Genomic DNA, 23,372 nt, shown 5'->3' with positions numbered 1-23,372 from the left:
AATGCTGTTGGACGCGTTGCGCAGGCATGGTGCGGAAAATCCCGGTCGGATTGCCTTGGAAGAGCCGGATGGCGGGCGGATAAGCTATGCTGAACTGGCCGATGAGATTGCCGATCTCGCAGGGCAACTGAGAGAAGAGTATCTGCCCGACCGGCCTGTCGCTTTGCAACTCGATCACGGTATCGCCACGGCGGCACTTGAACTCGCGCTGCTGGAAGCCGGGCTCCCGGTGCTGTCGTTGCCGGGGTTTTTCACGAACGAGCAGGTTGCGCATGCAATGGATGCCTGCGGTGCGCAGGTGCTCTTCGGCGCTGACTCCCTTGCTGTTGCGAAAAGCACCGGCACCGCGCCTGTCCCTCTACCCCAGGGGACGGCGCGGATTACTTTTACGTCCGGTTCGACGGGACGGCCCAAGGGCATATGCCTGTCTGCCGCACATATGCTGGGCGTTGCCGCGAGCGTTATTGAGGCTGTCGGCGCGGAACACGCCGGTCGACACCTCTCCGTGTTGCCCCCAGGCATATTGCTGGAAACGGTGGCAGGCTTTTTCAGTACCCTGCTGGCGGGTGGGACCTATGTCTGCGCGGGCCAGGATGCGATCGGCCTGGCGGATCCGTTTCGCCCGGATTTCAGGGCATTGGCGCAAGCGATTGCCGATTGGAAAATCACCTCCCTTATTCTCGTACCTGAATATCTCGCCGGACTGGTTGGAGCGATGGAGGCGGGCGGCCTGCGCCTGCCGGAACTGACGCTGGTGGCGGTGGGCGGCGCGCGTACGCCGCCAGCGCTGATCGCGCGGGCACGCTTGCTGGGTTTGCCCGTGCGACAGGGTTACGGCCTGACAGAGTGTGGATCGGTGGTTTCGCTGGAAGATGACACTGGCGATGTGCCCGGTTCCGCCGGGCAACCGCTACGCCACATGCGCGCATGGCTGGCGTCGGATGGCGAGATCATGCTCGACGGTCCGTTGTGTCTCGGTGCGATTGGGGAACCGCAACCGCCGGGGCCGCTGGTGACCGGGGATATCGGCCGGATCGACGAGGCAGGCCGCCTATGGATCGAAGGCCGCAAATCCAATGTGATCGTCACCAGCTTTGGCCGCAATGTCTCCCCTGAATGGGTCGAAGCGGCGTTGTTGGCCCAGCCTGCAATCGCGCAGGCGATGGTGTATGGCGACAGCTTGCCCGCAGCCGAAGCGTTGCTGGTGCCGGCCAGCCCCGACGCCGATCTCCATGCAGCGGTCGAAGCCGCCAATGCGACCTTGCCAGCCTATGCACGGGTGGGCCGGTGGCGCGAGGCGGCTCATTTTACCCCGCTCAACGGCCGCCTGACCGGGAACGGTCGCCTGCGGCGTGACGCTATCGCCAGTTGCTATCTGGACAAGGAGCCCGACTTTTTCACCGAACTGGAGGCGGCCACTGTTCGTGAACGACTGCGTTTCCTTGCGATCCCGCAGCTTCAGGCAGGTCTGAGCGGAGCAATCAGCCGCGAAACCTACATCGCCTATCTCACTCAGGCGTATCATCATGTCAGCCACACCGTCCCCTTGTTGCGTGCAACGCGGGACCGGGTGGGGCATCGGCCCGAACTGGTCGCGACGCTGGATGAATACATAGCCGAAGAAACCGGTCACGAGCGGTGGATACTTGCGGACATTGCGGCTGCTGGCGGTGATGCCGCAGCGGTGGAGCAGAGCGTGCCTGCCGCGGCGACCCGGGCAATGGTCAGCCATGCCTATGATCGTATCCGGCACGACAATCCCATCGGCTTTTTCGGGATGGTCTATGTCCTGGAAAGCGTCAGCGTGGTTCTGGCGCAGCGCGGGGCCGCCGCTGTTGCGGACCATCTCGGCCTGCCACCGGAAGCGTTCACCTATCTCACTTCGCACGGCGCGCTCGATCAGGATCACGTGCGTTTCTTTGCCGATGTGGTGAACGGTCTTTCCGACCCGGCGGACAGGCGGGCGATTACGCAAATGGCCAAGGATATGTTCGACCTTTACGGCGGCGTGTTCGCCTCCATTGATCTGGAGGGCACTCGTGCTGCCGCTTGAGGGGAAGCGCGCGGTCGTCACCGGCGCGGCAGGCGGCATCGGGGCTCCGGTTGCCCGGCTGTTGCGGCAGGCCGGGGCGCGGGTGACCGGTATCGACCGGGTCGCGTGTGGCGATTGCGACGAAACCCAGATTGTCGATCTGTCCGATGCAAATGAACTGGGATCGCTGGCCGGGCGGCTGGCCGGCAATGTGCCCGATATTCTAGTCAACGTCGCGGGCATCATTCGGTTCGGTCTACACGAAGACCAGACCCCGGAAGCGCTGGCGTTATGCTATCAGGTAAACTTGGTCGTGCCGGCGGTGCTTGCGCGCACGGTCGCAGCACCGATGCGCCAGCGGGGATCGGGCCAGATCGTCAATATCGGCTCTGTGCTCGGCGCAATCCCCTATCCCTGGTTCGCAGCCTATTCGAGCAGCAAGGCCGGCCTATCCGCGCTGAGCCAGGGGCTGCGACGCGAACTGATCGGCAGCGGGGTGACTGTTTGCCACATCAATCCGCGTGCTGCCCGTACCCCGTTCAATACCGGTGACGTGGCGCGTTTCCTCGCGGTTACCGGCATGAGAACCGATGAACCCGAATGGGTCGCGCAAAGGATCGTTTCCGCAATCCTTACCCGTCGCGAGACAGTGTCGATCGGGCTGATGGAGCGGCTTTATGCCGTGCTGAATACCATTGCCCCCAAGCTGATCGACAACGGCCTCGCCTCCCAGATCCGGCGCGCACGCGCCGAGTTTTCCTGAACTGCAAAGGAGTATCCAACCATGAAGCAGCGCTTCACGCTGGCGGCGACGATAGCTGCCGTGCTGATGGTGGCGACCCCGGTCGCCGCATCCGCCACCATGTCCGATGACGTGAAAGCCATCAACGATGGCTGGGCCCACATTACCTATGAAGTCCATGGGTCGAGCACACAGACCAAGGCGCTGGACAAACTGGCCAAGGATGCAGCCGCGCTCGTCGCCCGTTATCCGGGCAAGGCCGAACCGTTGCTGTGGCAGGGCATTGTTGTCAGCGAACAGGCCAACCGGGCCAATATCTTTCACAAGCTCGGCCTGGCGACCAGGGCGCGAGACATTCTGGCCAAAGCCTATGCTATCGATCGGTCAGCCGCCGACGGCGGTGTGGCGATGAGCCTGGGTGTTCTGTACTACAAGGTGCCCGGTTCGCCCATCGGCTTTGGCGACAAGGACAAGGCCCGCAGGCTTTTGAAAGAGGCGCTGGCGCTCGATCCCAATGGGCTGGATGCCAACTATTTCTATGGCGATTTCCTGCTCGATCAAGGGGACAAGGCTGCCGCGCGTTCGTATCTTCAAAAAGCGCTGAAGGCGCCGCACGATCCCTCCCGGCCAGCATGGGACGCGGGCCGTCGGCGCGAGGTGCAGCAATTGCTGGCGAAGGCGGCCTGATTTTCCGATGAATTTTTCCCTCGGTTTCGCCGGACAACTTGCCCGGCCCAGTGGGCTGGCAGGTGAACTGGTCGGCAAAGTGATGGATTTCGCCAATCGCAGGCCGACAAGGCTGGCAATCGACCTGCTGCGGCCGATGGAAGGCGAACGAATACTGGATGCGGGTTGTGGAACCGGCAGTGCAATGGCGGAGGTTTTGCGGCGGGCGCCCTGTCAGCTTACCGGCGTCGACATCTCTGCGACGATGCTCGCTGCGGCGGCTGCGAAGCTCGGTGCGGCGGCAACGCTCTGCCGGGCCGAGATGCCGGACCTGCCTTTTCCCGATGAGGCATTCGACGCGGTGCTGGCGCTCAATGTGTTGTATTTCTGCGACCCGGATGGCCAGATGGTTGTCAATCTCCGCCGGGTTCTGCGCCCCGGTGGCAGGCTGATTGTCTATGTGACGCATCGCGAGACGATGAATAACTGGCGGTTCGCGCACCAGGGGCTCCATCGCCTGTTCGATGAAGCCAGCCTGGCCGATCTGCTGGTCGCCGGGGGATTTGACCGGGCCAGTTTGGCAATTCACTCTGTGGCTATCGCAAGCGGCGTTAAGGGGTTACTGACATATGCAGAGCGCTAGCGTTTCGAGGCCTGCAAGCGAGTATGGGATCGGATAACACGGAGACATCCGGAAACGAGACATCCGGTTCGGGAGACTGGTTGACGGGCATCTTCGAGTCTCATCGAGGGGAACTGCTCCGCTTTCTCACAGCGCGCTGCGGTGACCGGGAAGAAGCGGAAGACCTGTTGCAGGAATTGTGGATCAAGGCGTCGGGGCAGCCTGCCGACCCAATTGCCAATGGCCGCGCCTATCTGTTCCGTATGGCTAACAATCTGGTTCTCGATCAGCGGCGCGCGCGCCAACGGGCAATGGCGCGGGATCACAACTGGCTCGAGGCGGAAGGCCAGATGGCGGACGTGCCGGAAAAACGGCCTGATCCTGCCCTGCCGGCGGACGAAACCATTGTGAAGCAGCAGGAAGCGGAACTGGTGCGCCAGGCTATCGCGGCCCTGCCGCCAGGGGCACAGAAGGCGTTGCGGCTTCACAGGCTGGAAGGGCTGGGGCAGGCCGAAGTGGCGCAAGTCATGGGGATTAGCCGCAGTGGGGTGGAAAAACATCTCGCCGTGGCGATGAAGCACCTGCGAAATGCGCTGGCGGACTGCGGATTGATTGCGCCGGTGGCGTCCAAGGAAAAGAAGGCAATTCGCGGAGGGGAACCGCGGAAGGACACGGGAACATGAGCGACGATGACCGGATCATAGAACAGGCTGCCGCCTGGCATGTCGCCAGCGAGCGGGACGATATGGATTGGGACGGTTTCACCCAATGGCTGGAAGCCGACCCACGTCACCGTACGGCCTATGACGAAGTCGCGCTGGCTGGTGCGCTGGTTGACGAATGTCGTGGGTCGCAGGTTGTCGTTGATACGGCAGAAGCGGAGCCCCGGGTCGTTGCTCTGCGCCGGTCCGCTGGCCGCGTGGCGGGGGGCTGGCAGACTTGGGCCGGGCTGGCTATCGCAGCCTCGCTGGTCGCAGTAATGGTCGTGCCGCAGTTCCTGAAGTCCGATCCCGCAATCTATCAAACCGGTAGTGCGACGCGGCAAGTGGCTCTTGCCGACGGGTCTTCGGTCTTGCTGGCTCCGCACAGCCGGTTGACGATTGAAGACGATCGGCAGATGCGTATGGCCCTGACCGGTGGTGCGTGGTTTGATATTCGCCATGATCCCTCACGGTCGCTGGAAATCGCGGCGGGCGATGTCCGGATCACCGACATCGGGACCAAGTTCGATGTACAGGCTGACAAGGGACAGGTCCGTGTCGAAGTGGGCGAGGGTGCGGTGCAAGTGGCATCCCAGGCACTGGCCCAGCCGATCCGGCTTACCCGTGGGCGAGGATTGTTGTTCGACGGCAGCCGCGGAACCGCGCTTGTCTCGCCGGTGCAAGATACGGACATCGGCGAATGGCGTTCAGGCCGTCTGACGTTCGATTCCGCACCATTGACGCTGGTGGCCGCCGATCTGGCCCGCTATGCTGGAGTGAATGTCACTCTGCCGGATGCATTGCGCGACCGGCGTTTTTCGGGAAGTTTGGTCGTCGGCGATGGGGAAGCGGCGCTGCGGGATCTCTCCCAGCTCATGGATCTGGAGCTTGTCCGCGGGCCTGATGGCTATCGCCTGGAGCAGCGGCGCTGAGGCGCGCGAAGCCGATCGGACCCCGCTGAACATTCCCGCCTCCACGCTGCCGGAGGCGATTACCGAACTATCGCGCGAAGCGCATGTTTCGATCGGCGCGCAGGGGGCGTTGCCGCACATAGCGACACCTGCCGTGCGGGGCAGGATGAGTGTGGAAGCGGCACTGGCCCGTCTGCTTGCGGGGTCGGGCTATGTCGCCCGCCGGGTGGGTGAGAATGCCTGGCGTATCGAGCGCGAAGCGCGCGCGAAGCAACCCGTTGCCCCTACCACGGTCAATCCTGTCCTTGATCAACCCATCGTGGTGACGGCAGCCAAGCGAGGGCAGATTCTGGCCGACCTTCCGATGGGGGTGACGGTGGTATCTCTCGATTCCATGCATCGGGTCGATCCGAGAGGGGGCACCGTCTGGCTTGCGGGTGAAATGGAAGGGCTGTCGCTGACCGGGCTTGGTCCGGGCCGCAACCGGATGTTCGTGCGGGGTGTGGCCGACAGCGCGTTCAACGGGGAAAGCCAGTCGACCGTTGCCGTGCTGCTTGACGATGCGCGCCTTACCTATTCCGCGCCCGATCCCGATATTCGCCTGATCGATGTGGACAGGGTTGAGGTGCTGAAAGGGCCGCAAGGCTCGCTCTATGGCACCGGCGCACTTGGCGGAATCTATCATATTGTCACGCGCCGGGCGGAACTGGATGAAACCAGCCTCGACATGTCCGCGGGGGCGGAAACCGTGGCGCATGGAGGGGCGGGCTATTCCGTATCCGCTGTTGCGAACCTGCCGCTGGTCGCGGGCGCGGCCGCTTTGCGCCTGGTGGGCTATCATGCGAGGGAGCCGGGCTGGGTCGATACCGGTACGCGCGCGGACGCGAATTCCGGCAGAGTGCTTGGCGCACGGGCAGGGCTCGGTCTGGTTCCCGGTGATGGCTGGCGGGCCGATGTCACCGCCTTTGCCCAATGGCTTGAAGCCGACGACAGCCAGTATGTCTATAGTCCGGAGGCCTATGTTCGTCCGGGGCAGATTGCGGAGCCGCATGACAACGACTTGCGGCATCTCTCCGCCCGCATCGGACGCGAAGGCGGCAAGCTGAATATCGTCATGAACAGCGCGATAACCTGGCACGAAGTCAGCGATACGATGGATGCCACTATCGGTGCCGACGCATTTGGCCTGACGAACCCGCAAGTGCTCGACGATCAGCGCGAATACCGCGTGTGGGACAGCGAAGTGCGTCTGAGCGGGGCGTGGGGGCACCTGCAATGGCTGGGGGGGCTGTCGCACGTGGAAGCCCGCCAGAGCAACTTGTGGACGCTTTCGGCGGCAGCCACTTCGCTGGCGCTTGTCGATGACCGGCGCGTGAGCAGTGAGACGGCGTTGTTCGGCGATGTGACCCTGCCGTTGACGAGCCGGGTCTCGCTCGACGTCGGTGCGCGGCTGTTCCGCAGCGTGGTCGAGGAAACGCGCGTACTGGCGGACAACACTGTGACCCACGAATTGCGGCGCAATGGGATGACGCCAAGCCTGGCGCTTTCATGGCGCCCACACGGGGGGCGGCTCATCTATGTGCGGTATGGATCGGCCCTGCGGCAGGGTGGGGCCGATATCGGCACTGGCGGTGATCTCGATGTGCTGAAAAGCGATGAACTGGCGACAATCGAGGCAGGCTGGCGCGAACAATTGCCTGGTGGCGCCAGCCTGGACATTGGCGTGCATTGGTCATGGTGGGAAAATGTCCAGTCCGATACCCTGCGTTCCGACGGATTGATCGAGACGGTCAATGCCGGGAACGCGCAAATCATGGGCGCGGAAATCGCGTTCGAACAGCCACTCGGTTCAGGCTGGAAGCTGGCGGCTGGGGCAACCTATGAGCGTGCCAGATTGCTCAAGAATGCACTGGGCTATGAAATCGAGGATCGGCATCTGCCCGTGGTTCCCGACTACACCGTGCGAGGGGCATTGAGCCACGATTTCAGCATCGGCGATGCGGATGCATCCTTTCATCTAAGCATGCGCTACATCGGCCCGGCCCGCCTCAGTTTCGACCCGTTGCTGGACCGGCCGATGGGCCGCATACTTGAAAGCAAGGTGGAAGTGACGGCCCAATGGGCTGGTTGCGATTTTGCCCTTGCTGGCGAAAACCTGTTCAATCGCAGGGATGACAGCTTTGCCTTCGGCAATCCGCTGCGTTTTGCGACGATGCGCCAATACACGCCGCAGAGCCCTCTGCGCGTATCGTTGGCCGTCAGGAAGTCTTTTTAGGAGAAGTCCCCGGCAACGATGGATCGCCGCCGGGGAAAGGTTTTCAGAAGCTGGTGCGGACACGCAGACCCATCGTCATCGGACGATTGGAGAATATCCGAACACCGTCGATCGAGGGCACCACACCCAGGACCGCCGCTTTGTTGGTCAGGTTTTCGCCATAGACGCTCGCTTCCCAGCCGTCGCCCCTGACACCCATGCGGGCACCGAACAGGACATAATCCGGGAGGTAAGTGTAGAACTCGTTGGCGTCATTGAAGCTGCTGTAACTGTCGCCCTGATAGGTGACATTTCCGCCTACGAATGCGTTCAGGCTATCGGAAACCGGGAATTCGTATTCCGCGCGGGCCGATGCCGACCAGCGGGGGGACAGCGGAACCCGGTCGCCAGCGTAGCCGATCGTACCGGCTTCGAGGACGTCCTCGGGAAGATCCTCTTCCAGTTTGGAATCCACGTAAGTGACGCTACCCGCCAGGCTTAGCCCTTCGACGGGCGTGGCAGTGACATTCAGTTCCACGCCGTTCGAGGACGTCCGGCCTGCATTGATCGTGTAGCCGAAGGCACCGGCGGCGCTGGCCGAAAGCTGCTGATCGGTCCAGTCGACGTGATAGGCGGTCAGATCGAAATAGATCGCCCGGTCGAACAGGTAGCCCTTGATACCCGCTTCATAGCTCCACAGGCTGTCAGGATCGAACGTGCTCGGGAAGATTACTCCGGCTTCCTGTGCGAGCGAGGTGGCAGTGTTCACGCCGCCAATCCGGAAACCGGACGCCGCACGGGCATAGAGGCTGATTTCGGGCGTCACTTCCCACAGCAGGGCGAAATTGTAGCTCGTCTGCTTGTTCGTGCCGCTGTTGTCGCCCGTTATGCTGGGTTCCGTTACCTGACCGAAGACGAAGTCCGGATAAACTGTCTGGAGGTTCGTCACCACATCGCGAATGTCGGCACTGAAATAGCGGATGCCGACAGTTGCGGTGAGAGAGGGAACGATCTCGTAGTCGATCTGGCCATAGAACGCGAACTGGTCGATCGTGCGGTCGGTGTTCGTGCCGAATTCATAGGGGCTATTGCCGGAACCGGGCTGCACGAACGGCCGGCAATCGGCATAGCTGAAGCAGACCGGGATGGCATTCGGCGCCTGTATGGCATTGGTCTGATAGACGCTGTTGGTGTGTTCGTAATAGGCGCCGGTGACGATCTGGAACGGGCCATCGAAATTCGACAGGAAGCGGATCTCGGCATTGTAATCCTTGAACCATACCCGGGGAACGAAGCTGAGATCGTAGGGCAGGCCGAACATATAGTTCGTCGGCGTCGAATCCTTCGCTGCAAGCACGTTCTGGCGGCTGTAGCTGGCGCTGGCGATGACCGAGCCGAAGCCCAGATCATAATCAGCGGTCAGCGATGCGAGCGTGTACTTGTCCTTGTAGAGTTCGATGGTGGGTGACGTGTTCAGATACGGCCCGTTGGCGAGCTGGTAGGCTTGGCTGCCATCGACATCGATCCGCTGGTGCGTCAGGGAAGCCAACAGCGAGAAGTCGTCGTTGACCTGCCACTTGAGCTGGCCGCGGATGCCGCGCACGAACTGATCGTTGCCGTTCTTGTAGGAGTCGGTTCCGTGGATGAGCTGGTCGACATAACCGCCGCCGCGTTCCATCCACCCGGTAACGCGCAAGGCCAGCTTGCCGGGCGCCAGAGGTGCATTGACCGTCACATTGCCCTCGCCCAGGGCATTGCCGCCGTCGATTGCCGCAACCCCGAATTCGGCCGAACCGCCCCAGTCATAAAGGTCGGGCTTGTTGGTGATGACGCGAACGGTGCCGCTCATCGAACTCGTGCCGAAAAGAGTGCCCTGAGGCCCCTTGAGGATTTCGACCCGCTCGATGTCATGCAGTCGCAGGCCGGGCTTGCCGTCGCCCAGGATGTTTCCGCCCTGGCCGCCGAGAATGGCGGACTCGTCGACATACAGCGCCGACGTGGCGCCCACGTCCGACTGGATGCCGCGCAAGATGATCTTGGTCTGGGCCGCGCCGAACGTCTGGATGTTCACCGAAGGATCGAGCGCACGGAGGTCGCTGAGGTCGGTCACGTTCATGCGTTCGAGCGTTTCACCCGAAAAAGCGGAGAGGGCGAGAGCCGTATCGGTGATCTTGGCGTCGTCTCGCCGCGTTGCGGTAACGACGATGACATCGCCTGAATACGTTTCTCTGGCTTGCGACTCGGAAGCGGCAGTTTCCGACGCTTCCTGAGCCATCGACGGTGTAGCGATTGCGATGGCTGGCAATGATATCGTTGTGACTAGAGCCTTTATAGAAGTTCGAAAACCATTGGAGCGGGTGATATGGTTCATCTCAATTCCCCTTATCGATCAGTTATTTGATCACCACTCCTCCTGCGGAGCGTTTTACGCTGCGTTGTTTCGCAGTCGTCGGTAGGGGCTTGCGGAATCGCAGAAACGGTCCCGAAAACCTTCCGTCTTATTATGTGATTGTCATACAAAAAAATCCGTTCGGCAAGCGCAAAATTTGATTTGCCGCAATGCAACATTTTTTTGCGGTTGCGCACAATCGGCTTGCAATATCCCCACGAATAAGATTGTCATACAGTATGACATATAACGGTGGGGCCATGGATATGTCCGACGAATGCATTCCAGACGATGGCTGGCCGCCACGAAGGCAAGCCAACTGGGCGCTGCTGCTGCTGTTTCTCGCCTACATCGTGGCCTTCATCGACCGGATCATTCTGGCGATTCTGATTCGCCCTGTTTCCACGGACTTGCAGCTCAACGACATGCAGTTTGCATTGGTCGGTGGGGTGGCGTTTTCGCTATTCTATGTAACGGCAGGTCTTCCGATCGGCTGGCTGGTCGACCGTTATCCGAGACGCACGATTGTGGCAGTGGGAGTCGCGATCTGGAGCCTCGCCACCATCGGAACGGCACTTGCCGCCACTTTCGGCTGGTTGTTTCTCAGCCGAGTCGGTGTCGGCATTGGCGAGGCGGCGCTGGCGCCTGCGGCCTATTCGTTGATAGCGGACTACTTTCCTCCGGAAAGGCGGGGCCGGGCTGTCGCGATCTATACCCTGGGCGTTTCTCTGGGGGCGAGCATTGCCTATTTCGTCGGAGGTCAGCTCATCGGCTTTGCCTCACAGGCAGGGGGGATCGCGCTTCCTCTTTTTGGTGACCTGGCAGCATGGCGTTTCGTGTTCGTCGCAGTGGGTCTGCCGGGCCTGCTTCTGGCCTTGCTCACTCTTACCATGCGTGAGCCACCACGCCGGGGAGACAAGCTTGAGGAACGGATTGAGAAGGGGGCTTTCGTCCACTTCATCAGGCGTAACCGAGGCGTATCGGCGACATATTTCCTCGGATACAGCTTTATAAACCTGTCCTTTGCGGGCTTCATGTTGTGGGGGCCGGCTCTGTTCGAGCGTGTCCACGGCATGGGGCCTGCGGACATTGGCGTCCCACTCGCGCTGATATTCCTGATTCCGACCATCCTTGGCCAGTGGTTCGGTGCAGCAGTCACGGACCGGATGGTGGCGCGCGGACATGCTGACGCGCCATTTCTTACAGGGGCGGCCTGTGCCGTACTGCTGGTCCCGACAGCGATCGCGATGCCGTTGCTTGCCGATACCAAGCTCGCTTTTGCCGCTCTGGCCTTGCTCGTCTTTCTGGTCTGCGCCTCGGTCGGCCATCACGCGGTAGTCGCCGCCGCCGTTGCCCCAAATCGCATGCGGGGGCTGTATGTCGCCAGCTTCTTCTTCGTGCAGAATATTCTGGGGCAGGCGATCGTCGCGCTGGTCACTGCATTTCTGACCGACACGGTGTTCGGCTCTCCGGACAGCCTTGGAAAATCGATGGCCATTGTCGGCGGGGCGGGGGCAGTGGGTGGCTGTGCCCTCTTGTTGCTCGGGCGTGGGATGTTGCGCCGTGCATCGGCGGAAAACCGCCAGCTTTCCTCTACGTAAGGAGCAGCCCAATCATGAAATTCGGCTTTTTCAATCTGATGCCCTGGCCCCATTATCCGGAGCCGCCGAAGGTCTATCCGACGCCCAATCGGGACTATGACCCAGAGATCGGGCAGCGCCTCTATAACGACTATGTCGACCTGCTGGTTCATGCCGAGGCTTGCGGCTTCGACTGGGTGGCCTGCAACGAACACCATTTCAGCCCCTATGGCACGATGGCGAACTGCAACCTGATCGGTTCGATCCTGGCGCGTGAAACCAGGACCATCGGCCTGGCCATGATCGGGAATCTCCTGCCCCTGTCGAACCCCGTCCGTGTGGCAGAGGAATATGCCATGATTGATGTGATGAGCGGCGGGCGCCTGATTGCAGGTTTCATGCGCGGCGTGCCGCACGAATATATCGCCTACAACTCGCCGCCCGCGGAATCGCGCGACCGGCAGAAGGAAGCCGCGGAGCTGGTCATGAAATGCTGGACCGAGCCGGAGCCCTTCGGCTGGGAAGGCCAGCACTACCAGTTCCGTTCGATCTCGATCTGGCCTCGTCCCATTCAGCAGCCGCCGCGCGTGCTGATGTCCGCCAGCAATGAAGAGTCCGCCACAGTCGCAGCGCAAAGCCGCGCGATTATGGCCATGGGGTTGATCCATGATCTCAAGGCGGCCCGCGCCAATGTGGAGACATATCATCGTGTGGCCCGGGAATGCGGCTGGGAACCCACCGTGGATCATGTCCTGATGGGGGCCAGCACCTGCATTTGCGAAACGGATGCGGAGGCGCATGACGTGTTCGCCAGCGCGCTCGATTATTTCCACGATACGCTGATGAAACCGACTTACGATGCGCTCAAGCTGGTGGCTCAGGCGGGCTACTTCACAAGGCAGAAGGCTGGTGCGAGCTATGATAGCCGTCTCGACAAGGTCGTTGCGCGAAAATCGATCGACGAAATGATCGAAGCGGGATCCATCTTCTGCGGCAGCCCGAAAAGCGTAACAGAGCAAATTCGCCGCTTTGGCCGCGAACTCGGTTGCGGCGGCATCAATCTGAGCATGCAGATCGGCAATCTGCCCATCCCCATGGTGCGCAAGGGCATGGACCTCTTCCACGCCGAGGTATTGCCGCATGTCCGTGATCTTTGAGGAGCAAGTCATGTCCTGTGAAAAGCTGGTCGCTACGGTTGCGGGGCGTCCCGCGAGCTATGTCCGTGCGGGGAATGGTCCTGAGTTGCTCGTGCTTCACACCTCTGGCGGCCCGCTCTGGACGCCTCTGCTGGAGCTCCTTTCGACAGGGCGGCAAGTCTATATGCCCGTACTGCCCGGTTTTGGCGGTAGCGAGATGGTGGACGGGGTGAACGATGTCGGCGGGTTGGCCGATTGGGTGGCAGCGTTCAAACATGAGGTCATCGGGGAAAGTCCGGTCGATGTGTTTGGCGGTTCTTTCGGTGGCCAGGTGGCGCTCCATCTCGCAGCCAATCACGCCGACTGCGTTGAAACCATGGTGCTGGAAGCCCCTTCGGGTGTTGTCGCAGGTCCGCCCACTGCAGGCAGGCCGACTCTGTTTGCCTATCCTGAAAAGGCGAAAGACCTGTTGCCCGATGCGGCCACTGCCAAAGCGAATTCAGAAGCCTTTCGGGCCTATGGCGGAACCGCTCCGTCCGACCCGATGCTGGCAGACCTGCTGCCGGGGATACATCAGCCGACACTGGTTATCATGGGTACGCTCGATGCCGTGGTCCCGGCCCAATCCGGCCAATATCTCGCCCGCCATCTTCCGAATTGCAAACTGACCTATCTCTATGATGCCGGGCACGGGGCACAGGTCGATCAGCCGGAGCGGATGTTCCGGGTCATGCGACATTTCCTGGACAAGGGGCCAGCCTTTATCGTGGCCAATCGGGAATACGCCTGAGCCGGCGGGTCGCATAGGCGGGCACGGCGCATGTGCGTGCCCGCCATATTCCTTCAATCAGTCGGCACCCACGGTTTGCCGGGCCTGGTCGGCCTGTTCCTGCCGTTCGATCGACGCGACGATGGTATCGCGTGAATTGGCGATATGTTGTTCAAGAGCGCTGGCAGCAGCGTCCGCATCGCCTGCGACTATGGCCGACACGATCCTCTCCCATTCGGCGATGCCGTGTTCGAGACGATGGGGCGCGGACATCGAGGCCAGTCGCAGGTAAGAGACGCGCTTGAGCAGTTGCTTGCCGGTTTCCGCTATGATGCGGCTTGCCGATCCGTCGAGAATTTCTTCGTAGAAACTGCCCGCCTGCTCGGCAAGAGAGGCGATGTCCCCGCTCCGGGCCAGTCGGGCTATCGTTTTCTGCATGGCCTGCAGCCGCTTGATTGTCTTGGGATCGGCCCGTTCGACCAACCGGCGAATGGCCGCGGTTTCTATCAGATTGCGCAGATCGTAGATGTCGCGGGCATCTTCCAGACTGACGCGGGCAACGATGATGTTGCGGCGTGGCCCGACTTCGATCAGCCCTTCGGCCTGAAGCTGGCGCAAGGCTTCGCGAACCGAGGTACGGCTGACGCCCAGCGCTTCGCACAGTTCGCGTTCGACCAGCCGTTTGCCCGGGGGATAAAGCCCGGTGGCGATGGCCGCTCTCAGCTTCGCGAGCGCATGTTCCCGAACAAGTGTCGGATTCGCGTCTATCCGAAGGTCTTCAACGTCCAATTTCCACTCCCCCAAATTCGGTTGACGACATGGGTCGTCGGGTCATCGTATAATAAGTCAGTCCGACAATCTGCAATTCCAAATGATGAAATTTGTCAGTCGCGGTCTCACACGATCACGAACCGAAGGCTTCAGGGATTGACGAGCGGCACGACGACTTCTTCACCACCCACCTTGTAGACCGTGCCACCTTTCATCACAAACACGACATGTTCGAGCAGTGAAACGTCTGCCAGTGGATCGCCGTCGACCGCGACGATGTCGGCGTAGCGGCCGGGCAGAATTTTTCCGATCTCGTCCGATCCAATGAGATCGGCTGCATTGGCTGTAGCGGAGAGGAGCACGTCCAGCGAACTCATCCCGGCGGCTTTCATCAATGCGGCCTCTTTCAGATTCTCGCCAAAACCCGTATCGCTGCCCAGTGCGATTTTCACTCCGGCCCGATAGGCGCGGGTCAGTTTGTCGCTGCCGGTGCCCATGGCGAGGACCTTTGCGCGCGTCGAGGGGTTGAGAGCTTCCGGCCGGTTGGTGGCGGTATCATAGAGCTTGTGAGTGGTGAGCAGAGTGGGGACGAAATAGGTCCCGTGCTGCCGCATGAGGCGGAAACTCTCGTCGTCAGCGTATGTGCCGTGTTCGATGGAATCGACGCCCAGGCGCACAGCGGTGTCGATCGCCTCCTTGCCATGGCCATGGGCCGCGATCTTCAGGCCGACCATGTGGGCGCCTTCCACCGCCGCGGCGATTTCGGCGTCGGTCATCAGCTTGTGCTTGGGATTGTCGTTCTGGCTGACGACACCGCCGGAGGGCATGATCTTGATTACAGTCGCGCCCAGTTTGTGTTCCATGCGGACAAGAGCCAGCACAGCATCCGGGCCGTCGGCGAGACCGGCGCCAAATTCGGGGCGGCTCACATCCGGCGCAATTCCGCTGCTCCAGTCGTTGTGGCCTGCCGTCGGGCCGATGGCTTCACCCGCAATCCACATTCGTGGACCTATGACCGAGCCCCGGCCGATTGCTGCTTTCAGCGCGGTATCGGCACCGTAGAGCGCGCCGAGGTCGCGGATCGTGGTAACGCCCGCCAACAGCATGTTCCGTGCGTTTACCGTTGCCGCCAGAACAACGTCGAGCGGTGAATAGGTCATCGTCTTGGCGATACTGTTCCCGGTACGGGGCAGTGAAGTGACATGAGTATGCGAATCGATCAGGCCGGGCAGTACGGTCAGGCTCGAAAGGTCGATCACTTCGGCCCCTTCGGGAGAAACGAAGCCTGGCTGAACGGAAACGATCCTCTCGTCTTCGATCACGATGCTGGACGGACCTTTGAGCGTGCCGCTGTCCGCATCGAACAACTTGCCTGCATGGATGACTTTTTCCGCTGCCTGGGCCGGGGTGGCGAAGAGGCCGAGAGAAGCAGCCGTCAGGGCGGAAGCGAGACCAAGGCGGCGCAAGCCGGCGTTTATCGAGTGGGCGAAGCTCATCTTGTCTCCTTGCAGGCATGCAATGTTGCAGGTGCGAAGCAAGCTATTATCATACAATCATACAAGCAAGCATAAACTAGACAGAGGCGAGGAAGCGCTCTGCCCGGATGCGGCGATCCGCAACGCCGCGGTCCTCGAAGATCTGCTGCGCGCTGGCGATCATGGGGGGTGGTCCGCAGAGATGGAAACTCGTCTCCGGCGTGAAATCGGTATCGCGAAGAAGGGAAAGCGCGGTTCCCTCACTGATCGGTCCAGCCGCATCACGCAGGAGCGCGATGCGCACGTCCAGGCTGGGTGTATTGTGTGCCAGTTCCTGCAATTCGTCATACATGAAAAGTTCTGCGGGCGAGGAGCAGCCGAAGCACAGGGTTAGATCGCGGCCAGTTTGCGCCTGCTCGCGAATCATGGACAGGACTGGCGCCAGTCCTGTCCCTCCGGCCAGAAATATCTGTCTGGCCGCCCGCGTGTCTGCGGCGAATCCGCCCAGTGGGGCTTGCACTGTGACCTTGTCGCCTGCCGTTGCCCGATCGTTCAGCCAGCCGCTCACCTGCCCCCCCGGCACATGTCGGATGAGCAGCTCGACGAACGGCAGATCGGCCATTGTGCTGGCAATGGAATATGGCCGCGCCACGCGCAGACCAGGCGGCCGTAGGCGCAGGTATTGCCCGGCCTGGAAGACAAACTCTTCGCAGTCATGCAGTTCGATGATCAGCCGGGACACCGTTTCGCACAGGCGATCGTGCCGGGCGACTTCGCCACGCAGTTTCGCGGGTTCGCTTGGTCGGGGTGAGAGGGGATAGTCGAGCCGGAAGCTCGCCTGCCCTCGAAGCCGGGTGCGGCATGTGGCGACAAGACCTCGCGTTGCCTCGCTGGCCGTGATGACCGGGGCTTCATTGCGAAGAATTTGCGAGCTGTCGGAACAATGCGCGAGACAGGCCCCGCATTCGCCGGACAGGCAGTCCACCCGGAGTGGAGAATCCTGGCGCATCGCCGCTTCTGCCACGGTTTCCTCATCATCGACATTCAGTTCGATCCAGGCGCCGTCGTCGAATTCCAATCGTGCTCTATGCATCGCCAACCTCGTCGAAAAATGCCGTTGATTTTGTCATACAATCATATAAGATGATGCTATGACTGCAACCGAATTTCTTGCATGGCAATCCGGGGGTTTCGATCCGTCCAGCCATGCGGTGGCGATGTGGCCCGATGGGGGCGTTGCAGTGGGGAATGCGGTGTGGGCACGGATTGGCCCTGCCAATGTCATTCCTCCATGTTTTTCAGCATCCGATCAGGAGAATAGCGCGTGAGTGAAGAGCCTCTCGTAAACCCGGAAGTGGCGGCAATGGTCGGAGACTGGCGGGGTTACGTCGAAGCCAAACTGGGCTTCCGCAACCACTGGTATCCGGTCCGTTTTTCCAAGGAGCTGGATGAAGGTGCGATCGAGGTGATCCAGTTGCTCGGCGAACGCCTGCTGCTGAAGCGGATCGACGGCAAGGTTTATGCGATGCGCGATCGTTGCCTGCACCGTGGGGTGCCCTTGTCGCGCAAGCCGGATTGCTACACCAAGGATACGATCACCTGCTGGTATCACGGGTACACCTACCGGTTCCAGACCGGCGAACTGGTCAACATTCTCGCAGTCCCCGACAGCCGTCTGTGCGGACGCCGCAAGATCGTCACGTATCCTTGTGAGGAGGCGAAGGGCCTTATCTTCGTCTTCCTGGGGGACGAAGATAAGGTTCATGAACTGAAGAAGGATGTCCCGCCCGGCTTCCTCGATGAGGATCTGATGGTCCTGGGCAAGCACCGCGTGGTGGAATCCAATTGGCGGATGGGGGCCGAAAACGGCTTCGACACGCTGCACATCTTCATTCACAAGGATTCGACCCTGCGCCACTTCAGGGAATTCAATTTCCCGCTGGGTCACACGCCGCTCCCTGGTGCGGTCACCCGGGTGGAGGATGAAGACGGCCCCAAGGGCGTGGAGGATGACTTTTCCAAGCACCATCCCGTCTGGGATGGCGAAATCGATGGCCAAGTGGTCATTCGTGGCCCGAAGCTCGACAAGGTGAAGGGCACTTCCGCTTCAGTGGGTACGTCGATCTGGTTGCCCGGTGTGCTCAAGGTCAACAGCTTTCCGATGCCGGGCATCACGCAATTCGAATGGTACGTCCCGCTCGACGAAAAACGGCACCTCTATGTCCAGACGCTGGGCCAGGTGTGCACGACCGAGCAGGAGCGGGTGGATTTCGCGAACAAGTTCGAAACCCATTGGAAGCCCCATGGCCTCGATGGCTTCAATGGCGACGACATCTGGGCGCGTGAAGTGACCGAACCGTTCTATGCTGACGATTACGGCTGGGTGGATGAAATGCTGTGCGAACCGGATACGACGATCCTCGAATGGCGCAGGCTGGCCAGCGACCATGGGCGCGGCATCCAGACCAAGCAGGATCTCCGCTGATGGAATGGACATCCCGTTTCATCGACGCCGGGGGTGTCCGCACGCATTATCTCGAAGCGGGGGAAGGGCCACCGCTCGTGCTGGTGCACGGCGGGGGTGCGGGTGCGGACAGTCTTGGCAACTGGTCTGATTGCATCCCGATCTTTGCCAAACAATTTCATGTCATCGCGCCTGACATGATCGGCTTCGGCAAGACCGACAAGCCATCGCCGGACGCATATGTTTACGATCAGCCGGGACGAAACCGGCATATGGCCGATTTCCTGAAAGCGATGGATCTTTCCGGCGTGGCCTATGTCGGGAATTCCATGGGCGGGGCCACAGGAATCGGCGTGGCGGTCGAATACCCCGAACTGATCGGAAAGATGGTGCTGATGGGCAGCGCGGGGCTTCCAATTCCGCCCAAGCCCTCGCCGGATCTGATGCACAACCTGCGCTACGATTTCACCATGGACGGCATGCGCCGTGTCATCGGTGGCCTGACCGCTCCGGGTTTCGAGCCGAGCGAAGAAATGGTGAAGTATCGCTATGATCTGGTGGATACGCCGGAGGCTCAGGCCGCGCTGGCGGCCATCAATGCGGAAACCCGCAAGGGCACGCTGAATTATACCGAGGACTTTGTCGCGCGCATTCGTCAGCCGGTGCTTGTGGTCAATGGCAAGCAGGATGGCGTTTCCATCCTGCCGCGGGCGATGAAGTTCCTCGAACTGATCGAAAACAGCTGGGGCTACATCGTGCCCCACTGTGGCCACTGGGCCATGATCGAGGCCACCGAAGACTTCTGCGCCGCCGTGACGACTTTTCTGGAACAGGACCACTGACATGGCGCCATGCGGGGTTCACGAACTGATCGAACATCTCGTGCGCCATCCCGTCGAGAGAGCATTGGTGAAGGAAGCGCCGGAACAATTGCTCGAACGCTTCGAAGTGGACACTGCGGCTCGGCCGGTCCTGCTGTCCGGCAGCCGGGACGAGCTATCCGCGTTGGGCATCCACGGCAATTACGTGATCAAATGGCTGATCTGGTCGGGGCGCCCCACCATGCCGTTCTTCGCGATAAGTCACTTTTTCGACCGGAGATAGGACAATGGGCAAGATCGTCGGCGCATTCGCCATGTCGCACCAACTCGGGGCTCCGGATGGAGTGGAGGAACAATCCGAGCGCGTGTTCCAGGGCATGCGCGAGATCGGACGACGGGTGAGAGCGCTGGAGCCGACGCTCATCGTGATCCTCACCAGCGATCATCTCAACAACTTCAGTCTGGCGACGCCAGCACCTTTTGCTGTGGGGACGGCCGCGGAATTTGTCCCGTGCGGAGATATGGGCCTGCCGCGCGATCCCGTGCCCGGCCATGCGGCCTTTGCCGGTGGCCTGCTCGACTTTGCCGTAGCCAGGGAAGGGCCCGTGTTGACGGCCGCTGAGTCGCTGCAACCGGATCACGGTGTCATGATCCCTTTGGGGATTGTCGATCCGCAGCGTGAAATTCCGATGGTCCCGGCTTTCGTCAACAGCGTCTTCTATCCCGATCCATCGCCCGCGGAATGCCTGCGGTTCGGGGCATTGATCGCCGAATACGTCGCGACCCGGCCCGCAGACGAACGCGTGGTGTTGCTCGCTGCCGGGGGACTTTCCCACTGGGTTGGGATGAAGCGGGAAGGTACGGTCGTCGAAGAATGGGACCGCGCAGTACTCGACGCTATGGTGCAAGGCCGGGGAACGGACCTGTCAGCGCTCGAAAACGCGGATATCCTGGCCACGGCAGGCAATGGCGGTCTCGAAATCGGCGCGTGGATCGCGCTTGCCGGCGCAGTTCCGGGGGCTCCGGGAGAATGCCTGTTCTACGAAGCGATCCCGGCATGGGCGACCGGAATGGCCGGTGTGGAACTCCACCCGGCCTGACCGGCCATACAACAGGTTGATTCAGGCGTCCTTGGACAAGTGGGCGTCGCGCTTGTCGAACAGTTCCTGACTGGCAAAGCCAGCGACGTCCGGTTTGCCCCGACCCAGCATGACCTGCAGGAAACAGGGTTCGTCGCGATCGTTCTGATAGCCGTGAATCACGCCCGGCGGGCAGCTGACCATTTCCCATGGGCCGAGCTCGTCGGAAACGCGGTTGCCCTGTTCGTCTTCCACGAACACGACACAGCGGCCCTGAAGGATGAAGAAGACTTCCTCCACCTCGTGAGTATGGGGGGCATTGCCCTGCCCAGGGGGCACTTCCATGATAGAAACGGTAAAATTTCCGGCAGGTACGATGTTGGCGTCATCGTGTTTGCCGGAGGCTCCGGCGCCGACGAAGCGATACTGCGCGCGGCGATACCCTTCGATGCTGGCGTCGGAAAACGCGTCCCAGTCGGCTGTCCGGGTGCCGAACTTGGCGACATACCGCGCCATGATCTGTTCCAGGCTCCAGTCCGCGATTTCCGCCGGACGCGGGTGACGTGCGATGTTGCTCATGGATGTGCTCCCTATTCCAGCGCTTCCGCGGCAGCGAAACTGTCAATCATGCAGGCGCGGCGAATGAAGGCGTCGTGCAGTTCAGGCGTTGCCGCCGCCGTTCGGATTTCTTCGAGATTCTGCTCGCGCATGGTCGGGTCGCGCTCTGCAAGGGTTCGTTTGTTGGCGATACTTTGTGCCTGAACCCCGTCGACCTGCCCCTTGCGGCGCTGGCGGGTGTAATGGTCGAGAAGTGGTTTTGGATCGGCCCCTGCGTGCCAGATCTGCGCCAGTTTGTCGGCCAGATTGATCGCGTCGTGAATGCCGCCGTTCATCCCCATGCCGCCGACCGGGTTGTTCACATGGGCTGCGTCTCCGGCCAGCAGCACGCGCCCCTTGTTGAAGGTTTCCGCCACACGCTGGTGAACCTTGTACAAGGCAACGGTGACGATTTCATAGGGTTCGTCACGGGGGCAGAACTTCTGCAGCCGGGCCTCCACCGCAGCGGGATCGAGAACCTCTTCCTCGCTTTGTTCGGGCAGGGTCGGCCCCACTGCGCGCCACATGCCGGAACCATCCTCGCCACGGGCCTTGAACAGGTTGAGCCATTCGTCAGGATCGGAGAAATAGTTGCGATTGGCGATGTGCGGGCCGAGACTGGAAAAATCGAAACGGGTGTCGATCTTCAGGAAGCGTTCGGGCCAGGTAAAACCTTCGAATTCGATTCCGGCCAGCTTGCGCACTGTGCTGCGTCCGCCGTCACAGCCGACCAGATATCGCCCGGGGAGGCGCTCGGTTTCGCCTTGCGCATTCGTGACGATGGCGGTGATTCCATCATCCTGCTCCGCGAAATCCTCAATCCTCGTGTTCATCCGGATTTCGCAGCCGGGATCTTTTTCCAGTAATTCAATGATCGTGCCGGCCAGCTTGTATTGTTCCCATTGCAGAACATACGGGTGGGCCGGTGGATCCTTCATTTTTCGCAGATCGAACCGCCCCAGTACTTCGCCGGTGACGCGATCGTGGAAGTGCATGACGGGCGAGATAAGCCCCTGTTCGATGCCCGTTTCCAGTAACCCCAGGCGTTCGAGCATGGCGATGGTTGGGGGATGGCAGGACGCTGCGCGGCAATCCTTTTCCGGTGCGGGCAGGGCCTCGATCAATGTGACCGGGATATTTGCCTGCCGCAGAGCCAGCGCCAATACACTGCCCACCGGGCCGGCCCCAACGATAATCACTCGGTCACTGTCAGCCATGGGACTCCTTTCCGAATTACCGCCAAGCTATCCTCTCTCAACTTGTATGACAATAATAAAAGCATACAAGTTGACTAGGTGCGCATATTCATGCGGGCATGCTTGCTGCCAGTGCGGAAATCGGCCAGGCATTGCCCAGCCGTGCGCATTGCAGGAGGCTGTAGGCCGTCAGTGCGGAAGTCTTGGGATTGCTCGGCGCGGCAAGGGCAAGGATTTCGAAGCGGAAGCGGCCAAAGGGGCCATCCGCCTCGATAACACCGAGCGGATCGTCCACTTCACGGGATGATACGAGCCGGACCCTTGTGCGGTCGAGGCCGATTCCGGACAGTCCCACTGCAACTGCGACATTGGCATTTTTCGGGTAGTTGGCGGCTGCTTCGCGGGCCGTCCCTTCGAAAAAGCATATCTCGCTTTCCGCGTGATCGAGGTCGATCAGGTCCTGGGCCGGAGTACCTTGCCAGGCCTCGGGCGGTTTGTAGGAAATATAGGTCACACGATCGGTGCCGGCCAGGGTTGCCGCGATCAGCCCGTCGAGGCCGGCGATTGCGCCGGCAGGCAACATTGCGCGGCCGCCGCCAACGGCCTCGGCAGCAAGCAGTCTGGCAGTGAAGTCCGGATCGGCCAGAATGCCGACAGAGGAAAGGACAATGTCGATCCCGGCATGCAACAGTGGTACCGCGTATGCGCCCGCCGCGCCGTGACCCGCGCATTCGATCACGCAATCCGGTGCCGTGGCGATGAGAGAATCAAGGTCGTGAACGGCCTTGGGCGCAGGACGCCCAGGACGGACGAGCGTTGCAACATGCCGGCTATCTTCCCCTAGCCGGCTGAGTGCAGCCGTAATTTCTGCACCGATCGCGCCATGACCGATCAGGCCGATACGCTTTGCCCCCGATCCGAACACGCCAGCGGAAAACTCCATGAAGCACTCCATAAAAATGTCATACAATAATACATTATATCGTGGTGGCTCATTTGGGAAGGGCGGGCTTCATTGCAGGTGCACTGACCGGCCAGGCCAGCTAGTCAGCTTGTGGCCTGTTTGCTGTTTGCACTGTGCGCGGATTGCCAAGGGACATCATGTGCGGTTTGAAAGCACTTGCGGAAATTCGAGCTAGAAGATAATATTGTATGACAAAATATCAG

General features: G+C 61.0%; 22 protein-coding genes. 15 read left to right on the top strand and 7 right to left on the bottom strand.

Annotated features, from left to right (window positions below; all coding sequences use genetic code 11):
- Position 1: 1 nt before the first annotated feature.
- From MB02_RS02720 to MB02_RS02690, 7 genes are all read left to right on the top strand, one after another.
- Positions 2-2,053, top strand: a complete 2,052-nt coding sequence (locus MB02_RS02720) for an AMP-binding protein (RefSeq protein WP_067531958.1) — start codon at positions 2-4, stop codon at positions 2,051-2,053.
- Entirely contained in the window at positions 2,040-2,795 is a 756-nt protein-coding gene (locus MB02_RS02715; RefSeq protein ID WP_067531956.1) for an SDR family NAD(P)-dependent oxidoreductase, read from the top strand. The genes MB02_RS02720 and MB02_RS02715 overlap by 14 nt, the downstream gene beginning before the upstream one ends.
- 21 nt (positions 2,796-2,816) lie before the next feature.
- The gene (locus tag MB02_RS02710) at positions 2,817-3,461 is read left to right on the top strand and encodes a tetratricopeptide repeat protein (protein WP_067531954.1); all 645 of its coding nucleotides are present in this window, start codon (positions 2,817-2,819) and stop codon (positions 3,459-3,461) included.
- 7 nt (positions 3,462-3,468) lie between these two features.
- The gene (locus MB02_RS02705; RefSeq protein WP_067531952.1) at positions 3,469-4,083 is read left to right on the top strand and encodes a class I SAM-dependent methyltransferase; all 615 of its coding nucleotides are present in this window, start codon (positions 3,469-3,471) and stop codon (positions 4,081-4,083) included.
- An 80-nt stretch (positions 4,084-4,163) separates the two neighbouring features.
- A complete protein-coding gene (locus MB02_RS02700; RefSeq protein ID WP_235829398.1) occupies positions 4,164-4,745 on the top strand; it encodes an RNA polymerase sigma factor in 582 nt (193 codons plus the stop codon).
- Positions 4,742-5,695 (top strand): FecR family protein, encoded by a 954-nt coding sequence (locus tag MB02_RS02695; protein WP_067531948.1) that lies wholly within the window; start codon positions 4,742-4,744, stop codon positions 5,693-5,695. The genes MB02_RS02700 and MB02_RS02695 overlap by 4 nt, the downstream gene beginning before the upstream one ends.
- Positions 5,652-7,949 (top strand): TonB-dependent receptor domain-containing protein, encoded by a 2,298-nt coding sequence (locus MB02_RS02690; RefSeq protein ID WP_235829397.1) that lies wholly within the window; start codon positions 5,652-5,654, stop codon positions 7,947-7,949. Before MB02_RS02695 ends, MB02_RS02690 begins: the two co-directional genes overlap by 44 nt.
- Before the next feature lie 43 nt (positions 7,950-7,992).
- Here MB02_RS02690 and MB02_RS02685 read toward each other — a convergent pair whose 3' ends face one another.
- Complete coding sequence (locus tag MB02_RS02685; RefSeq protein ID WP_082825918.1) at positions 7,993-10,299, bottom strand: TonB-dependent receptor; 2,307 nt, start codon at positions 10,297-10,299, stop codon at positions 7,993-7,995.
- 284 nt (positions 10,300-10,583) lie between these two features.
- Between MB02_RS02685 and MB02_RS02680 the strand changes: the two genes are divergently transcribed.
- From MB02_RS02680 to MB02_RS02670, 3 genes are read left to right on the top strand one after another with little or no spacing between them, the layout of a single operon-like run.
- The gene (locus MB02_RS02680) at positions 10,584-11,918 is read left to right on the top strand and encodes an MFS transporter (RefSeq protein ID WP_170304608.1); all 1,335 of its coding nucleotides are present in this window, start codon (positions 10,584-10,586) and stop codon (positions 11,916-11,918) included.
- A 14-nt stretch (positions 11,919-11,932) separates the two neighbouring features.
- On the top strand, positions 11,933-13,054 hold the full coding sequence (locus MB02_RS02675; protein ID WP_067531940.1) for an LLM class flavin-dependent oxidoreductase: 1,122 nt from the start codon (positions 11,933-11,935) through the stop codon (positions 13,052-13,054).
- A gap of 10 nt (positions 13,055-13,064) precedes the next feature.
- Positions 13,065-13,823, top strand: coding sequence for an alpha/beta fold hydrolase (locus tag MB02_RS02670; RefSeq protein WP_170304607.1), 759 nt, complete (start codon positions 13,065-13,067; stop codon positions 13,821-13,823).
- A gap of 57 nt (positions 13,824-13,880) precedes the next feature.
- Here the strand turns inward: MB02_RS02670 and MB02_RS02665 are convergent, their stop codons facing one another.
- From MB02_RS02665 to MB02_RS02655, 3 genes are all read right to left on the bottom strand, one after another.
- Entirely contained in the window at positions 13,881-14,591 is a 711-nt protein-coding gene (locus MB02_RS02665) for a GntR family transcriptional regulator (protein ID WP_067531936.1), read from the bottom strand.
- A 131-nt stretch (positions 14,592-14,722) separates the two neighbouring features.
- On the bottom strand, positions 14,723-16,069 hold the full coding sequence (locus MB02_RS02660) for a metal-dependent hydrolase family protein (protein ID WP_067531934.1): 1,347 nt from the start codon (positions 16,067-16,069) through the stop codon (positions 14,723-14,725).
- Positions 16,070-16,145: 76 nt separating this feature from the next.
- The gene (locus MB02_RS02655) at positions 16,146-17,126 is read right to left on the bottom strand and encodes a 2Fe-2S iron-sulfur cluster binding domain-containing protein (RefSeq protein WP_067531932.1); all 981 of its coding nucleotides are present in this window, start codon (positions 17,124-17,126) and stop codon (positions 16,146-16,148) included.
- A gap of 73 nt (positions 17,127-17,199) precedes the next feature.
- Between MB02_RS02655 and MB02_RS17585 the strand changes: the two genes are divergently transcribed.
- The 5 genes from MB02_RS17585 to MB02_RS02635 are packed head-to-tail and all read left to right on the top strand — an operon-like array spanning position 17,200 to position 20,433.
- Complete coding sequence (locus tag MB02_RS17585; RefSeq protein ID WP_156495384.1) at positions 17,200-17,376, top strand: hypothetical protein; 177 nt, start codon at positions 17,200-17,202, stop codon at positions 17,374-17,376.
- On the top strand, positions 17,373-18,533 hold the full coding sequence (locus MB02_RS02650; RefSeq protein ID WP_082825915.1) for a Rieske 2Fe-2S domain-containing protein: 1,161 nt from the start codon (positions 17,373-17,375) through the stop codon (positions 18,531-18,533). The genes MB02_RS17585 and MB02_RS02650 overlap by 4 nt, the downstream gene beginning before the upstream one ends.
- The gene (locus MB02_RS02645; protein WP_067531930.1) at positions 18,533-19,354 is read left to right on the top strand and encodes an alpha/beta fold hydrolase; all 822 of its coding nucleotides are present in this window, start codon (positions 18,533-18,535) and stop codon (positions 19,352-19,354) included. Before MB02_RS02650 ends, MB02_RS02645 begins: the two co-directional genes overlap by 1 nt.
- Position 19,355: 1 nt before the next feature.
- Positions 19,356-19,616 carry a hypothetical protein gene (locus MB02_RS02640; protein WP_067531928.1) on the top strand — a complete coding sequence of 87 codons (261 nt, stop codon included), beginning with the start codon at positions 19,356-19,358 and terminating at the stop codon, positions 19,614-19,616.
- A gap of 4 nt (positions 19,617-19,620) precedes the next feature.
- Positions 19,621-20,433 carry a DODA-type extradiol aromatic ring-opening family dioxygenase gene (locus tag MB02_RS02635; RefSeq protein WP_067531926.1) on the top strand — a complete coding sequence of 271 codons (813 nt, stop codon included), beginning with the start codon at positions 19,621-19,623 and terminating at the stop codon, positions 20,431-20,433.
- A gap of 21 nt (positions 20,434-20,454) precedes the next feature.
- Here the strand turns inward: MB02_RS02635 and MB02_RS02630 are convergent, their stop codons facing one another.
- The 3 genes from MB02_RS02630 to MB02_RS02620 form a co-directional block, all read right to left on the bottom strand.
- Entirely contained in the window at positions 20,455-20,991 is a 537-nt protein-coding gene (locus MB02_RS02630; protein WP_067531924.1) for a cupin domain-containing protein, read from the bottom strand.
- A gap of 11 nt (positions 20,992-21,002) precedes the next feature.
- On the bottom strand, positions 21,003-22,226 hold the full coding sequence (locus MB02_RS02625; protein WP_067531922.1) for an FAD-dependent oxidoreductase: 1,224 nt from the start codon (positions 22,224-22,226) through the stop codon (positions 21,003-21,005).
- An 88-nt stretch (positions 22,227-22,314) separates the two neighbouring features.
- Positions 22,315-23,148, bottom strand: a complete 834-nt coding sequence (locus MB02_RS02620) for an aspartate dehydrogenase (RefSeq protein WP_067531920.1) — start codon at positions 23,146-23,148, stop codon at positions 22,315-22,317.
- Positions 23,149-23,372: the final 224 nt, after the last annotated feature.

The organism is Croceicoccus estronivorus (assembly GCF_001625325.1).
Classification (GTDB): Bacteria; Pseudomonadota; Alphaproteobacteria; order Sphingomonadales; family Sphingomonadaceae; genus Caenibius; species Caenibius estronivorus.
The sequence above is the reverse complement of the archived record's forward strand: the minus strand, read 5'-3'. Positions and strand labels throughout refer to the sequence as shown.

Excerpts from the sequence above, each read along its gene's own strand:
- MB02_RS02720 (WP_067531958.1), top strand. The coding sequence starts at position 2 with ATGCTGTTGGACGCGTTGCGCAGGCATGGTGCGGAAAATCCCGGTCGG.
- MB02_RS02710 (WP_067531954.1), top strand. The coding sequence starts at position 2,817 with ATGAAGCAGCGCTTCACGCTGGCGGCGACGATAGCTGCCGTGCTGATG.
- MB02_RS02705 (WP_067531952.1), top strand. The coding sequence starts at position 3,469 with ATGAATTTTTCCCTCGGTTTCGCCGGACAACTTGCCCGGCCCAGTGGG.
- MB02_RS02695 (WP_067531948.1), top strand. The coding sequence starts at position 4,742 with ATGAGCGACGATGACCGGATCATAGAACAGGCTGCCGCCTGGCATGTC.
- MB02_RS02685 (WP_082825918.1), bottom strand. The coding sequence starts at position 10,299 with ATGAACCATATCACCCGCTCCAATGGTTTTCGAACTTCTATAAAGGCT.
- MB02_RS02680 (WP_170304608.1), top strand. The coding sequence starts at position 10,584 with ATGTCCGACGAATGCATTCCAGACGATGGCTGGCCGCCACGAAGGCAA.
- MB02_RS02675 (WP_067531940.1), top strand. The coding sequence starts at position 11,933 with ATGAAATTCGGCTTTTTCAATCTGATGCCCTGGCCCCATTATCCGGAG.
- MB02_RS02670 (WP_170304607.1), top strand. The coding sequence starts at position 13,065 with ATGTCCTGTGAAAAGCTGGTCGCTACGGTTGCGGGGCGTCCCGCGAGC.
- MB02_RS02660 (WP_067531934.1), bottom strand. The coding sequence starts at position 16,069 with ATGAGCTTCGCCCACTCGATAAACGCCGGCTTGCGCCGCCTTGGTCTC.
- MB02_RS17585 (WP_156495384.1), top strand. The coding sequence starts at position 17,200 with ATGACTGCAACCGAATTTCTTGCATGGCAATCCGGGGGTTTCGATCCG.
- MB02_RS02645 (WP_067531930.1), top strand. The coding sequence starts at position 18,533 with ATGGAATGGACATCCCGTTTCATCGACGCCGGGGGTGTCCGCACGCAT.
- MB02_RS02640 (WP_067531928.1), top strand. The coding sequence starts at position 19,356 with ATGGCGCCATGCGGGGTTCACGAACTGATCGAACATCTCGTGCGCCAT.
- MB02_RS02635 (WP_067531926.1), top strand. The coding sequence starts at position 19,621 with ATGGGCAAGATCGTCGGCGCATTCGCCATGTCGCACCAACTCGGGGCT.
- MB02_RS02630 (WP_067531924.1), bottom strand. The coding sequence starts at position 20,991 with ATGAGCAACATCGCACGTCACCCGCGTCCGGCGGAAATCGCGGACTGG.
- MB02_RS02625 (WP_067531922.1), bottom strand. The coding sequence starts at position 22,226 with ATGGCTGACAGTGACCGAGTGATTATCGTTGGGGCCGGCCCGGTGGGC.
- MB02_RS02620 (WP_067531920.1), bottom strand. The coding sequence starts at position 23,148 with ATGGAGTTTTCCGCTGGCGTGTTCGGATCGGGGGCAAAGCGTATCGGC.